This is a genomic window from Sphingomonas kyeonggiensis (genome assembly GCF_014204495.1).
GTDB classification, from domain to species: domain Bacteria; phylum Pseudomonadota; class Alphaproteobacteria; order Sphingomonadales; family Sphingomonadaceae; genus Sphingomonas; species Sphingomonas kyeonggiensis_A.
On record NZ_JACHLN010000003.1, the window covers coordinates 861,041 to 874,860 of the forward strand.

The 13,820-nt window shown below is 67.2% G+C and carries 13 protein-coding genes; 5 read left to right on the forward strand and 8 right to left on the reverse strand.

Annotated features, from left to right (window positions below):
* Positions 1-19: 19 nt before the first annotated feature.
* The 7 genes from HNP52_RS18150 to HNP52_RS18180 form a co-directional block, all read right to left on the reverse strand.
* Positions 20-430, reverse strand: a complete 411-nt coding sequence (locus tag HNP52_RS18150; protein ID WP_184169016.1) for a hypothetical protein — start codon at positions 428-430, stop codon at positions 20-22.
* Between the two features lie 69 nt (positions 431-499).
* Positions 500-1,426 carry an Hsp33 family molecular chaperone HslO gene (locus HNP52_RS18155; protein WP_184169017.1) on the reverse strand — a complete coding sequence of 309 codons (927 nt, stop codon included), beginning with the start codon at positions 1,424-1,426 and terminating at the stop codon, positions 500-502.
* Between the two features lie 100 nt (positions 1,427-1,526).
* A complete protein-coding gene (locus HNP52_RS18160; RefSeq protein WP_184169018.1) occupies positions 1,527-1,940 on the reverse strand; it encodes a hypothetical protein in 414 nt (137 codons plus the stop codon).
* 10 nt (positions 1,941-1,950) lie between these two features.
* Positions 1,951-2,871: an ornithine carbamoyltransferase gene (argF, locus tag HNP52_RS18165; protein WP_184169019.1), complete on the reverse strand. Its 921-nt coding sequence runs from the start codon at positions 2,869-2,871 to the stop codon at positions 1,951-1,953.
* A complete protein-coding gene (locus tag HNP52_RS18170) occupies positions 2,868-3,092 on the reverse strand; it encodes a hypothetical protein (RefSeq protein ID WP_184169020.1) in 225 nt (74 codons plus the stop codon). The genes argF and HNP52_RS18170 overlap by 4 nt, the downstream gene beginning before the upstream one ends.
* A complete protein-coding gene (locus HNP52_RS18175; protein WP_184169021.1) occupies positions 3,085-4,281 on the reverse strand; it encodes an aspartate aminotransferase family protein in 1,197 nt (398 codons plus the stop codon). Before HNP52_RS18175 ends, HNP52_RS18170 begins: the two co-directional genes overlap by 8 nt.
* A gap of 310 nt (positions 4,282-4,591) precedes the next feature.
* On the reverse strand, positions 4,592-5,431 hold the full coding sequence (locus HNP52_RS18180) for an ABC transporter permease (protein WP_184169022.1): 840 nt from the start codon (positions 5,429-5,431) through the stop codon (positions 4,592-4,594).
* A gap of 55 nt (positions 5,432-5,486) precedes the next feature.
* On the opposite strand from HNP52_RS18180, the gene HNP52_RS18185 reads away from it, so the two are divergent.
* On the forward strand, positions 5,487-6,158 hold the full coding sequence (locus tag HNP52_RS18185) for a GcrA family cell cycle regulator (RefSeq protein ID WP_184169023.1): 672 nt from the start codon (positions 5,487-5,489) through the stop codon (positions 6,156-6,158).
* Positions 6,159-6,325: 167 nt separating this feature from the next.
* Here the strand turns inward: HNP52_RS18185 and HNP52_RS18190 are convergent, their stop codons facing one another.
* Positions 6,326-8,059 (reverse strand): phospholipase D-like domain-containing protein, encoded by a 1,734-nt coding sequence (locus HNP52_RS18190; RefSeq protein WP_184169024.1) that lies wholly within the window; start codon positions 8,057-8,059, stop codon positions 6,326-6,328.
* A 262-nt stretch (positions 8,060-8,321) separates the two neighbouring features.
* Here HNP52_RS18190 and HNP52_RS18195 point away from each other — a divergent pair, with 262 nt between their 5' ends.
* From HNP52_RS18195 to HNP52_RS18210, 4 genes are all read left to right on the forward strand, one after another.
* Positions 8,322-8,636 (forward strand): hypothetical protein, encoded by a 315-nt coding sequence (locus tag HNP52_RS18195; RefSeq protein ID WP_260396208.1) that lies wholly within the window; start codon positions 8,322-8,324, stop codon positions 8,634-8,636.
* Positions 8,633-10,159 (forward strand): methyl-accepting chemotaxis protein, encoded by a 1,527-nt coding sequence (locus HNP52_RS23315; RefSeq protein WP_184169025.1) that lies wholly within the window; start codon positions 8,633-8,635, stop codon positions 10,157-10,159. The genes HNP52_RS18195 and HNP52_RS23315 overlap by 4 nt, the downstream gene beginning before the upstream one ends.
* Positions 10,160-10,346: 187 nt before the next feature.
* Complete coding sequence (parE, locus tag HNP52_RS18205; protein WP_184169026.1) at positions 10,347-12,329, forward strand: DNA topoisomerase IV subunit B; 1,983 nt, start codon at positions 10,347-10,349, stop codon at positions 12,327-12,329.
* A gap of 160 nt (positions 12,330-12,489) precedes the next feature.
* Positions 12,490-13,818 (forward strand): serine hydrolase, encoded by a 1,329-nt coding sequence (locus tag HNP52_RS18210; protein WP_184169027.1) that lies wholly within the window; start codon positions 12,490-12,492, stop codon positions 13,816-13,818.
* Positions 13,819-13,820: the final 2 nt, after the last annotated feature.

The window sequence follows — 13,820 nt, forward strand, 5'->3', positions numbered from 1 at the left end:
AAGAAGCGTTAAGCCCGGTTCAGCCGCAGCTGCCGGGCGCGCGACGCCCTTCATATTCCTGCTCGAAGGGTGCGCCATCCAGCACACCCTGGGTTTCGATGCGGACCAGCCGCGGCGTCTCCACGGTTACCGTGGTACGGCCCTTGCCGCGGCCGGTGCAGGTATAGACCACCGTCGCCTGGTGCGTGTCCTGGCTGACGATGAACTGCTCGCACGGCGCCGGGCCATGGGCGATCTGGATGAAGCTGTTCGGATTGGTGAAGCAGACCTTGCGCTCGGTGCCCAGCCGCTCCTTGAGCAGCCACTGGCCACGCTCGATCTGCGTCAGGACCGACTGGGCTGCGGCGCGATGCGCCACCGCAGAGCCATCCCCGACCATCAACAGTGACGCGCCGGCAAGTGCCGCGCACATCATACGCCTGAACACCATCACAAGGTCCTCCCGTCACGGCCCCGAAGGCCCGCGCCCTTCGCACCGATATGGCGGTGTTGCAGCGAATTACAACGCCGGTGGAACGAAATCGCTGAGGTGAATCGAGAACTTGCTGGAGCAGAATGCGCAGTCGACGGTGATCACGCCGTTCTCGTCAGCCATTTCCGCGCGCTCCTCCTCGGGGAACTTGGAGAGCACCTGGGTGATATAATCCCCGTCGCAGCGGCAATTGTTGGCGAGCGTCGAATCGGAGAGGATGCGCACCTCTTCCTCCTCGTTGAACAGCCGCCAGACCAGCGACTCGAGCGGGATCGCCGGATCGGCGAGCTCGTCCACCCCCATGGTCATGCCGAGCGCCTCGACATGCTCCCACTCGGGATGATCCATGCGCGCATGCAGCCGCTCGCGCCCGGCCTCGCCCTCCGGCAGATGCTGGAGGAACAGGCCGCCCGCGACCCACTGGCCGCTGGTCTTGTCACGCTGGGCACCCAGGCGGACCACGGTCGGGATCTGCTCGGACTGGAGGAAATAGCTCTGCGCCGCCTCGGCCAGCGAGGCGGTATCGAGCGGCACGATGCCCTGGTAGCGCTCATTGGTGGCCGGCTGGTCGAAAGTCACCGCCAGATGGCCCTTGTTGAACAGGGCGAACAGCGACGGATTTTTGCCCAGCTGGGACAAGCGGAGGGAATCGAACTGCACATAGCCGCGCAGGTCGCCATTCTTGTAATCGCACACCAACAGGTTGACGATTCCGCCCTGGGTCTGCGCCTGGAGCGTCAACTGGCCCTGCGCGTCCTTGAGCGTCGTGCCGAGCAGCGCGGCGAGCGTCAGCGCCTCGGCCAGCAGCCGCTCGATCACCGGGGGATAGGCATGCGCCGCCAGGATCTCGTCCAGCGCCGGCCCCAGCCGCGTGACGCGGCCACGGGTGTGGCGAGCCGGAATGGTGAAGCCGACCGCGCGATCGAGGTCGGTGGTGGGGGCGGTGTTGGTCACGTCGAAATCCTCGCTGCCCGGCGCATAGGCCGGGATGCCGCATGTGGCACGTATTTTTGGAAGTTGCGCGCTATGTAGGGCGCCGCGGCGCCGAAGCAACTCAGCCGGCCTGCCCGCGCTCGCAGTGCATGAACCGCGTCAACCAATCGCCGCTCACCAGCGCCACGCCGACCGCCAGCGCCAACATGCCCAGCAGCCACGCGCCGGCACCGATCAGGACGCGGTCGTCGATCTCCGGATAGTTCGGGACATAGTCGGGCCGCGTAACCCAGACGACCAGCGAGCAGGCCGAGCTGAGCAGGACAAGCCAGATCCCCAGCCGCTGCACCCAGCTTCCACGGCGATCGAAACGCGTCAGCACGAGCACCGCCAGCGGCGCCAACGCACCACCGTCCCAGTTGAACTCGATATGGGCCAGCGCCCGCGCCAGCGGCACCCCGCCGAGCAGGAACCAGGCCCAGCGGACAAGCTGCGCCACCAGCAGAAGCGCGGCCGTGATCCGGATCGCGGTCACGGCCAGCACCTCAGCCGATCTGGCCGAAGCACCAGCGCAGGACCGCCTTTTGCGCGTGGAGACGGTTTTCCGCTTCCTGCCAGATCAGCGACTGCGGCCCGTCGATCACCGCGTCGACCACTTCCTCGCCGCGGTGCGCGGGCAGGCAGTGGAGGAACTTCGCGTTCGGCTTGGCGGCGGCCATCAGCGCCTCGGTCACCTGGAAAGGCATCATCGCGGCGAGCTTGGTCTCGGCATGGGCCTGGCCCATCGAGATCCAGGTATCGGTGACGATGATGTCCGCGCCTTCCGCCGCTTCCTGCGGCGTGCCGACGACCTTCGCCCGGCCCTTGCCGCGCGCAAGGTCCTCGTCGGTCGGCTGATAGCCCTGCGGACAGGCGGCGACCACGTCGAAGCCCATCAGCCCACCGGCCTCCATGATCGAGGCGAGGACATTGTTGCCGTCGCCCAGCCAGGCGACCTTGAGCCCCGGCAGCGCGAAGCCGGCCTCGAGGATCGTCTCCATGTCCGCCATGATCTGGCAGGGATGCGAGGCGTCGGTGAGGCCGTTGATCACCGGCACCGAGGCGTATTTCGCCATGTCGACCACCTTCTGGTGATCGTCGGTGCGGATCATGATCGCGTCGCAATAGCCCGAGAGGATGCGCGCGGTATCGGCGATCGTCTCGCCGCGCCCGAGCTGCATCGAGCCCGCGTCCATCACGATCGAAGTGCCGCCCAGTTGGCGGATCGCCATGTCGAACGAGACGCGGGTCCGGGTCGAGTTCTTCTCGAACACCATCGCGAGGACGTGGCCGGCGAGCGGGGCGTCGGCATCGACCTTGCCCTTGGGCCAGCCGGCGCGGGCCTGCTTGCGGGCGATTGCGTCGTCGAGCATCGCCTGGATGCCGGCGGTGCCGGCGTCGGACAGATCAAGGAAATGGCGCATCAAAGCTTCGCCCTGAGAGAAGAAGTGTACACCCAGGCAGACCCCACCAGCAGCGCTCCGCCAGCCGCTGAGCTGGCGAAGAGCAGCAGGAAGAACATGCCTTCATAGGGATCGATGCCCGACACGATCGTCGTGCCGAGCAGGAAGAGGAACGGAGACAGCGCCGCCAGGCCGAGGAGCAGCATCAGGCTCGCGGCAAGATCGCGCAGACCCGGCCTAGGCATCGGTCGGCACCCCGAAGCTGCGCGCGCCTTCGCTCAGGCGCTCGATGCACTCGGCGATGTGATCCTCGTTGATCACCAGCGGCGGCAGCACGCGGAAGACGTTCTCGCCGGCGGCCACGGTCAGCAGCCCGTGATTGTCGCGCAGATGCGCCACGAAATCGCGGCTCACCACCGTGTCCTTCATCTTGATGCCGAGCATCAGGCCCTTGCCGCGGATCTCCTCGAACAGGTGATCATGGTTGGGGATCATCTGCTCGAACGCCTGGCGCAGGCGGTCGCCCATCTTCTCGACATGCGGCAGGAAATCGGGCTCGAGCATCACGTCGAGCACCGCCTGGCCCGCCGCCATGGCGAGCGGGTTGCCGCCATAGGTGGAGCCGTGGGTGCCGATCACCATGCCCTTGGCCGCTTCCTCGGTCGCCAGGCAGGCGCCGAGCGGGAAGCCGCCGCCGATGCCCTTGGCCACGGTCATGATGTCCGGCGTGATGCCGTAATGCTCATAGGCCCACATCTTGCCGGTGCGGCCATAGCCGCACTGGATCTCGTCGAGGATGAGCAGCAGGCCATGCTCGTCGCACGCCTTGCGCAGGCCCTGGATGAACTCCTGGGTGCCCGCGGTCATGCCGCCCTCGCCCTGCACCGTCTCGACCAGGAAGCCGGCGGTCTCGCCGTCGATCTTGGCGAGCGCGCCCTCCAGATCGTTGAACTTCACATAGTCGAAGCCCGGCAGCAGCGGCTCGAAGCCGTCGCGCATCTTGGGCTGGTCGGTCGCCGAGATCGCGCCGATCGAACGGCCGTGAAAGGCGTTCTTGAAAGTGATCAGCTTGTGGCGCTGCGGGTTGCCGTTGACGTAGTGATAGCGGCGCGCGGTCTTGATCGCGCACTCGATCGCCTCGACGCCCGAATTGGTGAAGAACACCGTGTCGGCGAAGCTGACATCGATGATCCGCTGGGCCAGCGCCTCGCCCTGGGGCGAGCCGTAGAGGTTCGACACGTGCATCAGCGTGGCGACCTGGTCCTGCAGCACCTTGGTCAGGTGCGGATGGCCATGGCCGAGCGCGTTGACCGCGATGCCCGCGGCGAAGTCCAGATACTGCTCGCCTCGTTCGCCATAGAGATACACGCCCTCGCCTCGCACCGGCCGCACAGCGCACCGCGGGTAAACGGGCATGAGCGGGGTGATAGTCATGGGAACATACTCCTCTAGGAAAAGCTCGAAACGAGACTCCAGAAACGACAAAGGGCGGCCTATCGGGACCGCCCGAGGCGGGTGTTTACGAGGGGTGGCCGGGAGAGGTCAATAATCGTTTGGGCGAAGGGCATGCCGGAGCGTTATCGGGCTTTCCATTCCCCTCCCTGCAAGAGAGGGGCTGGGGGTGGGTGGCGAGCGTAGCGAGCTCGGCGCGACGGTAGCCGTGAAAAGAAAGGGCCGGGCATCGAGCCCGGCCTTTTCTAACCCACCCCTAACCCCTCCCTTGCAGGGAGGGGAATTTTGAAAGTCAGTTCTTGATCTTCCAGCCGCGGCGCAGCAGCGCGTAGCAGGCGAAGCCCAGCGCCACGTCGAGGCCGAGGATCACCAGGCTGCCGACCAGGATCGGCGAATCGGCGACGCCGATGAAGCCGTAGCGGAAGCCCGAGATGATGTAGAAGAACGGGTTGGCGTGGCTGATCGCCTGGAAGGTCGGGGCCAGCCGCTCGACCGAGTAGAAGGTGCCCGAGAGCAGGGCGAGCGGGGCGACAACGAAGTTGGTCACCGCCGCGGCGTGATCGAACTTCTCCGCCCAGATCGAGGTCATCACGCCCATCAGCGACAGGAACAGCGAGCCGAGGAAGCCGAACCACAGCACCGCCCATAGATGCTGCGGCCAGACATCGACGCCCCACAAGGCCATCGCGAGCCAGACCGTGCCGCCGACGCAGAAGGCGCGGGTGACGGCGCCGCCGGCCAGCGCGGTCAGCATCTCGAGCGTGGAGAGCGGCGGCATCAGATAGTCGACGATCGTGCCCTGGATCTTGCCGACGAGCAGCGAGAAGCTGGCGTTCGCAAAGGCATTTTGCAGCATGCCCATCACGATCAGGCCGGGCGCGATGAATTCGGCGAAGTGAATCTCGTGGTGCTGGACGCTCACCATCCGTCCGCCGCCGCCCAAGGCGACGGTGAAAATCACCAGGAACAGCAGCGTCGTGACCGCCGGTGCCCAGATCGTCTGGAGCTGCACCTTGAAGAAACGACGCACCTCCTTGATATAGAGGGTGCGCAAACCTCCCCAGTTGACGTTGCGGATAACCGGAACGCCGGGCTCGGGGAGCTGTTGACCGAATTCAGGCTGGCTGCTCATCGCGCGTTCGCGTAACCGCTGCACGAGCCGACGGCAAGGTGAAGGAAGAGAAGTTTTGAGCTGGACCGAAGAGCGGATCGATACGCTGAAGAAGATGTGGGACAGCGGCCTGACCGCAACCCAGATCGCCGAGGAGCTTGGCGGGGTGAGTCGCAATGCCGTGATCGGCAAGGCGCACCGCCTGGGCCTGCCGTCGCGTCCCTCGCCCGTGAAGCCCAACGAGCCCAAGGCCGCGGCCGAGCCCAAGCCGGCGCCCGCGCCGCGCGCCGCAGCACCTGCGCCCGCCCCCACGCCGGCTCCGGCCCCCGCACCGCGTGCCGCCGCACCCGCGCCGGCGCCCGAATCGGCCGGTGACGACTCGGCCGAGCCCGCTGCGCCCAAGCGCGAAGGTCCGGTCCTCCGCTCGGTCGGCCCCGGCGGTTTCGTCCGCCAGAATCCGGGCGAGCAGGCTCCGCCGATCTCGCCGGCCCCGCCGCGCCGCCTGGTGCCGGCCAAGCCGAGCGACGCAATCGCGGGCAAGACCAGCCTGCTCGATCTGAGCGACAAGATCTGCAAGTGGCCGCTCGGCCATCCGGGCGAGCCGGACTTCCACTTCTGCGGCGACAAGGTGAATCCGGGCTTCCCGTACTGCGTCGAGCATTGCGGCCATGCCTATCAGGCGCAGCTGCCGCGCCGCGACCGTCGCCCGCCGCCGCCGCTGCCCTTTGGCGGCCCGCGCGTCCGCTAAGCCGTCCGGCATTCCGCTTTCCCTGTTCCCCGGCGAAGGCCGGGGTCCAGTTGCGACGTCGTTCGAGAGTCTCCGGCGCCGTCGATGATGCGTCGAGACTGGGCCCCGGCCTTCGCCGGGGAACTTCCAGTCCGATGTTACAGCCTGAAGTGCAACACGCCCCAGCTTCAGGCGAAGAGCTCGCGGTCGCGGATCTTGACCGGCACCGTGTAGAATTTCTTCCACCAGGGGTCCGTGCCGTTGGTGGGCGGGATCTTCAGCTCCTTGCGCTTGCCATGGGCCTGCTGGGTCTTGGCGGCGAGGCGGTATTGATAGGCGTCGAAGATGCGCAGCGCCTCGACCATATAGCTGGTGGCGAAGCGCGGATCGCGGATCACGACCAGGTTCTCGCCATTCTCCATGTCGGCCGGGTAGGAGAAATTGTAGCTGCCGGTGTAGACCCGCGCGTTCGGCTTGTTGAAATCGATCACCACGAACTTGTGGTGCATCTTGATGCCGCTGCCGCCACTCGCCTCGCTGTGGAAGGGCTCGGGCACACCCTTGGTGAGCGCGGCCGGGGAGACCGAGGCAAGATTGCCGTCCGGCTGCCGCAGTTGCATCTCCTCGGTCGCGCCCACCGGCGCATTGGCGATGCCATAGACGAACAGGTCGGCGCGTTCGGTCGCATTGAGGATCGCGTCGGTCACCGCCCCGCTGGTCTGGCTGAGGAAGGCAAGCGAGTAGAACAGGCTCGACTGGGCGCCGTCGATCGCCTGGGCGATGCTCTTCTGCGTCGAGCGCGCCGCATTGTGCGGGCTCATCGCGATCTCCGCATCGAGCCCCTCCACCTGCAGCGGACGCCAGGTCGCCGCGCCGCTCGCGGCGAAGCTGGCCGCAGTGCCGGTCCAATAGGCTTCGAACGCGTCGCGCTGCTGGGCGACGATCGCCTTGCCGGTGACGATCAGCGCGTTGTTCGCCTGCACATAGAAGCCGCGCCACGAGAAGTTGGTCGAGCCGAGCACGACCTGCTGCACCGTCGGCCCGTCGACCACGATCATCTTGTTGTGCTGGAGGTTGCCCATCTTCTGGCGAACCACCTTGGCACCCGCGGCGCGCAGCACGGCGGCGGCGCGGCTCTCGGCCGAATGGGGCAGCCCCTTGTCCTTCTCGCCGCTGCCGCTGTCGTCGAGGATGATGCGCAGCCTCTCGCCGATCTTCGCCAGCCGCTCGATCAGCTCGGGCAGGTTGAGCTCATAGGCGACGACCATCACCTCCGCCTCCTCGTCCTTGATCGCGGCGTCGAGCAGGCCGACGATCCGCGCCCGCGCCTCGAACCCCATCCAGGCATAGGCATCCTTCGCCTTGGGATGCTTCGAGTCGAAATCATTGCCTTCGTCCGCCCTGGCCGGGATCAGCTGCTTGAAGCCCTCGGCCCCGCCATATCTGTCGACGAAGCTCTGCGACGAGACATAGCCGCGGGTGAAGGCGACATTGATCTTGCCGGGCAGCGTCTCGGCATAGAGCGAGATCTGCGCCTCCTGCGCCAGCCCGCGCGACAACTCGCCGGCGGCGTTCATGAACATCGGCGTGACGCGGTAGGTGAACAGGCCGTGGACATTGGCGATGCGCGGGAAATGGATCCAGCGGAACGACTGGAGCGGCGCCTCGGTCGTCGGATATTGCTCGGGCGGCGCGCCGTCCTCGGTCGGCTTGTGGCGGCCGGGAAAGGCGATGCGGTTCTTGATCGCATAGAAGCGGTCGCCATCGGGCGGGAGATACTCGACCGCGAAGCCGACGAAATCGAGCGGCGGTTCGCCGTGCCGCCAGTTCATCGCGATCAGGACCATGCCCTCGCCGCGGTGCAGCTTCAACGTGAAGGGCGCGACTGCGTTCCTGCCCTCAACCTGCCAATCCATCGTCATCGCAAGATCCCCCAAGTTCCCCGACGGCGCGCGGGCCAGGGGACGGGAGGCGCCAAAGGGCCTCGCACATGCCCGTGGACCGGCGGGCAAGACCTAGCATGGCCGGTGGGTGCGCCCCAGAAACGATCCGGCCGAAACGGTGGCTAAGGGCCCGTCCGGCCTGCTCGAAACGCAGGCCGGAACCCCGCAAAAATACGCATATCCGGGGATTTGCGGGCCGTGGTTTACGCGTTGCTAACCGGCTCCGCGCTAGGCCCGGGGAATGAACCGTTTCGGAGTAAAGCTCGGCCGTCATGCCCTTGCCGCGCAGCTGGCGCTGGTCGGCATGGCCCTGGTCTGCGCTGCCTTCTGGCCGCCAAGCCAGGGGCGGATGCTCCTTGTCCCGATGCTTCCCGGCGCCGCGAACCCGATGCTGGTGCGCGCGATCGACGGCGGCGCGCAGCTGCTCGGCAGCGGCCCGTTGCCCGGCAGCATGGTCGTCACCGGCGCGCATGCCGCGCTCGCCGTCGCGCTGCGCGGCAAGGCGGTGCTGATCCTCGCCGCGCCGCCGGTGCTGTGCGGAGGACCCGCCGCATGACCGAGATCGACCGCCTGCGCCGCCGCGGCGTCGAGCTGCTGGTGGTGGCGAGCTGGGCCACCGTCCTCGTCGTGTTCGTCCTCGGCCTGCTGCTGCGCGGCAGCCAGCGCGAATGGATCACGCTGCTGCTCGGCGCGGCGGCCAATATCGCCCCGACCATCGTCGCGCTGCGCCACCGCTATGATTCCTCCGCACGGATGATCGTCGGCACGCTCGCCGCGATCCAGCCCGCGCTCGCGGTCTATGCGCTGACCGGCCATGCCTGGCAGATGGACGCGCACATGTATTTCTTCGTCGCGCTGGCCGGGCTGACCCTGCTCTACGACTGGAAGCCGATCGCGCTCGCCTGCGGCCTGATCGCCGCGCACCACATCATCTTCCAGCTCGCCTTGCCCGCCTGGGTGTTCGAGGGCGGCGGCGATTTCGGGCGGGTGATCTTCCACGCCGTGGCGGTGCTGCTCCAGTTCACTGTGCTCGCCTATCTGACCACCCAGCTCTGCCGGCTGATCGAGGGGCAGGAGATCGCCCGGGCCCAGAGCGACCGCTTCGCCGAGGATGCGACCGCGCGCCGGGACGAGGCCGAAGCGGCATTGCGTGCCGTGCGCGCCGCGGAGTCGCGCGAACGCGCCGAGCGCGAGCGACGCGAGGCGAGCGAGCGCGGCGCGGCCGACGAGCGCCGCCGCGAGATGCTCGCGCTGGCCACCGGCTTCCAGGAATCAGTCGCCGAGACGGTGCGCGATGTCACCCGCGCCGCCGCCGACCTCGATCGATCGGCACACGCGCTCAACACGCTGGCCCACACCGCCAATGTCGAGATCGCGGCGACGGCACATATCGCCACCCAGGCATCGGACACTGCCGGCGGCCTGGCCGATGGCGTGCGCCGGCTCAGCGCCTCGATCATGGCGATTGCCTCGAGCGTCGACCAGCAGGCGACGCTGAGCGGCGCGGCGCGCGGCGTCTCGCGCTCGGGCGAGAATGCCGTCCGCGTGCTCGCCGACCGGACCAACACGATCACCGTCTTCGCCGAATCGATCCAGGAGATCGCGGCGCGCACCAACCTGCTCGCGCTCAACGCGACGATCGAGGCCGCGCGCGCCGGCGATGTCGGGCGCGGCTTCGCGGTGGTGGCGCACGAAGTGAAGGCGCTCGCCAACCAGACCGGGCACGCGACCGAGGAGATCCGCAACCTGGCCGGCACCGTCCAGAGCGGCGCGAGCGAAGCGCATGACGCGCTCGACGAGATCGCCGCGACCGTCGCCGAAGTCGCCGCCGCCGCCGAGGCGATCCGCAGCGAAGTCGATGGCCAGCGCTATGCCGCCGGCATGATCGAGGCGACCGCGCACGACACCGCCGCTGGCGCCACCCGCATGGCCGAGCGAATCGGCGCCGTCGCCAGCGTCGCGAGCGACACCGAGGCACTCTCCGACCGCGTCTCGAGCGCGGCAACCGGCCTGTCCGAAGCCGCGATGGCGCTGGAAACGGCAACCGACCGGTTCATCGCGCAGCTAAAGGCGGCGTAGAAACCTCCCTTCCCTGGAAGAGGAAGGGCGTCTCGACATTCAGCGCTCTCAGTTCCCTGGCGAAAGCCGGGGAACAGCTATGCCAGCCGTCCCCCATATCGAGACGCCCTTCCCCTTCCAGGCCTTCCCCTTCCAGAGAGGGGAACTGGCCTTGCACCCTTCCCCTCGCACCCCCTATACGTTCTCCATGGCTGCTGAAGACCTGTTCGCCGCGCCGGGCGTGCCCTCCGGAACCTATGACGCTTCCTCGATCGAGGTCCTTGAGGGGCTGGAGCCGGTCCGGCGCCGGCCGGGCATGTATATCGGCGGTACCGACGAGCGCGCGCTGCACCACCTCGCCGCCGAGATCCTCGACAATGCGATGGACGAGGCCGTCGCCGGCCATGCCAACCGCATCGAAGTGACGCTCGAGGTCGGCAACCGCATCACCATCATCGACAATGGTCGCGGCATGCCGATCGACCCGCACCCGAAATTCCCCGACAAGTCGGCGCTCGAGGTGATTCTCTCGATGCTCCACTCGGGCGGCAAGTTCTCTGGCAAGGCCTATGCCACGTCGGGCGGCCTGCACGGCGTCGGCATCTCGGTGGTCAACGCGCTGTCGATCGACACCACGGTGGAAGTCGCGCGCGACAAGCAGCTCTATCGCCAGCGTTTCAGCCAGGGAAAGACGCTCGGGCCCCTCGAGCATGTCGGCGGCACGCCCAACCGGCGCGGTACCTCGGTCAGCTTCATTCCCGATACCGAGATCTTCGGCGAGATGCTGTTCAAGCCGGCCCGGCTCTACAAGCTGGTCCGCTCCAAGGCCTATCTCTTCGCCGGCGTCGAGATCCGCTGGAAGTGCGATGCCGAGCTGATCAGCGACGATACGCCGCCCGAAGCGGTGTTCCAGTTCCCCGGCGGCCTGGCCGATCACCTCAAGGAGCAGATCGGCACCCGCGAATGCGCGACCGCCGACTTCTTCGCCGGCAACCAGGATTTCCCGGGCGAGAATAACGGCCGGGTCGAATGGGCGGTCGCCTGGCCGCTGTGGAGCGACGGCTCGTACAGCTGGTATTGCAACACCATCCCGACCCCGGATGGCGGCACGCACGAGCAGGGCCTGCGCCAGGCGCTGACCCGTTCGATCCGCGCCTTCGCCGAGCTGGTCGGCCAGAAGAAGGCCAAGGACATCACGGCGGACGACGTGATGACCGGCAGCGAACTGATGCTCTCGGTGTTCATCCGCGAGCCGCAATTCCAGTCGCAGACCAAGGACCGGCTGACCTCGCCCGAGGCGACCGCGCTCGTCGAAAAGGCCGTGCGCGACCATTTCGACCATTTCCTCACCGACAATATGGACCGCGGCAAGGCGCTGCTCGGCTATGTGCTCGAGCGGATGGACGATCGCCTGCGCCGCAAGCAGGAGCGCGAGGTCAAGCGCAAGACCGCGACCAGCGCGCGCAAGCTCCGCCTGCCCGGCAAGCTGACCGACTGTTCCGCGGATGATCCCGCCGGCACCGAGCTATTCATCGTCGAGGGCGATTCGGCAGGCGGCAGCGCCAAGCAGGCGCGCGACCGCAAGACCCAGGCGATCCTGCCGATCCGCGGCAAGATCCTCAACGTCGCCTCGGCCACTTCGGCCAAGATCCTGGCCAACCAGGAAATCGCCGACCTGATCCTCGCCATGGGCTGTGGCACCCGCAAGGACTGCGATCCGAGCAACCTGCGCTACGAGCGGATCATCATCATGACCGACGCAGACGTGGACGGCGCGCATATCGCCACGCTGCTGATGACCTTCTTCTTCCAGGAAATGCCCGACCTAGTCCGCCAGGGGCATCTCTACCTCGCCCAGCCGCCGCTCTATCGCCTGACCGTGGGCTCCAAGTCGCTCTATGCGCGCGACGACGCGCACCGGCTCGAGATCGAGAGCACCGCGTTCAAGGGCAAGAAGGTCGAGGTCAGCCGGTTCAAGGGTCTCGGCGAGATGAACCCGAACCAGCTCAAGGAAACCACGATGGACCCGGCCACCCGGGGCCTGCTGCGCATCACCCTGCCCCAGGAATATGAGGAGCGCGCCGGGGTGAAGGACCTGGTCGACCGGCTGATGGGCAATAATCCCGCCCATAGATTCGCCTTCATCCAGGAGAATGCGGCGCGGCTCGACGAGGAAGTGATCGACGCCTGAGCCATCATCCCGGCGAAAGCCGGGATGATGACAGCTCCATAAATGTTGATATCATGATTATTGCGCGCTATGACGGCTGCGCAACGAAGGTTGACGATTCTCGAGCCAAGTGTATTAGGCGAGTAATACGACTACAACTGTAATCGAAAAGAGCTCCCACATGCGCCCTGTCCTGTTCGCGTTCTCCGCCCTGCTGCTCGCGCCCGCCGCAGCCGCGCAGACCCAGCCCGCCGCGCCGGCCAGCCAGCCTGCCCAGGCCGATCCCGCCTTCACCGCACGGCTGGGCGAACTGCTCGGCATCCTCAACGGCACCGGCGACTATGCTTCGTTCTTCGCCCCCGGCTTCCGGGCGAATGTGCCCAAGGACAAGTTCGACGCGACCACCGCGCGGCTGATCGCCAGCAACGGCAAGCCGAGCGCGATCCTGGGCGTGGCGCAGGCGACGCCGTGGCAGGGCGTGGTGCGCGTCCAGTTCGCCTCGGGCGTGGCGCTGATGCAACTCACGATCGATCCGGCGGCGCCACACCAGGTGGCCGGCCTGGTCGTCCGCGGCTTCGAGTCGGCCGAGAAAACGCTGCCCGAAGTGGAGCGCGCGCTCGCTGCGCTGCACGGCGATACCGGCTATGCGATCGCCAGGCTCGGCACCGGCACGCCGCAGCTGATCGCCGGCCGCAACGCCGACAAGCCCTATGCGATCGGCTCAGCCTTCAAGCTGGTGATCCTGGCCGAGCTGGTCCGCGCCACCAATGCCGGCGAGCGCAAGTGGGACGATCTCGTCACGCTCGACGGCAGCCCGCTGCCGAGCGGCGGCTATATGCGGCAGCCCAAGGGCACGCAGGTGAGCCTGCGCGAGCTGGCGACGCAGATGATCTCGATCAGCGACAACAGCGCGACCGACGTGCTGCTCAAGACGCTGGGCCGCCAGAAGGTGGAAGCGATGATGCCGGTGCTCGGCATCGCCGATCCGGCGCGCAATCGGCCGTTCCTGTCGACGCTCGACATGTTCAAGCTGAAGGGCGTCCCCGGCCTGGCCGACAAATATCTCGCGCTGGACGAAGCGGGCCGCCGGGCATTGCTCGACGGCGAAGTCGCGGGCCTTCCGCTGATCCTGATCGACCAGACCAGCTTCCAGAAGAAGATCCCCAACCGCATCGACACGCTCGAATGGTTCGAGAGCCCGAACGACCTGGTGCGGGTGATGGACTGGCTGCGCCGCAATACGGACGGACCCACCGGCGCCGATGCGCGCGCGGTGCTGTCGAAGAATGCCGGCCTCGGCCCCGATGCGCGCGGCAAGTGGCAATGGGTGGGCTACAAGGGCGGCTCCGAGCCCGGGGTGATGAACATGACCTACCTGCTCCAGGCGCGGAACGGCGACTGGTATGCCGTCACCGGCAGCTGGAACGACCTGCAGCGCGATGTCGAGCAGGGCCGCTTCGCCGGCCTGATGGGCAAGGCGGCGGAGCTGAGCGCGCCGCCTGCTCCTTAGGC

Coding starts and splice junctions, on each gene's coding strand:
- HNP52_RS18190 (WP_184169024.1), bottom strand. CDS start 8,059: ATGACGATGGATTGGCAGGTTGAGGGCAGGAACGCAGTCGCGCCCTTC.
- HNP52_RS18180 (WP_184169022.1), bottom strand. CDS start 5,431: ATGAGCAGCCAGCCTGAATTCGGTCAACAGCTCCCCGAGCCCGGCGTT.
- parE (WP_184169026.1), top strand. CDS start 10,347: ATGGCTGCTGAAGACCTGTTCGCCGCGCCGGGCGTGCCCTCCGGAACC.
- HNP52_RS18210 (WP_184169027.1), top strand. CDS start 12,490: ATGCGCCCTGTCCTGTTCGCGTTCTCCGCCCTGCTGCTCGCGCCCGCC.
- HNP52_RS18175 (WP_184169021.1), bottom strand. CDS start 4,281: ATGACTATCACCCCGCTCATGCCCGTTTACCCGCGGTGCGCTGTGCGG.
- HNP52_RS23315 (WP_184169025.1), top strand. CDS start 8,633: ATGACCGAGATCGACCGCCTGCGCCGCCGCGGCGTCGAGCTGCTGGTG.
- HNP52_RS18170 (WP_184169020.1), bottom strand. CDS start 3,092: ATGCCTAGGCCGGGTCTGCGCGATCTTGCCGCGAGCCTGATGCTGCTC.
- HNP52_RS18195 (WP_260396208.1), top strand. CDS start 8,322: ATGAACCGTTTCGGAGTAAAGCTCGGCCGTCATGCCCTTGCCGCGCAG.
- HNP52_RS18150 (WP_184169016.1), bottom strand. CDS start 430: ATGGTGTTCAGGCGTATGATGTGCGCGGCACTTGCCGGCGCGTCACTG.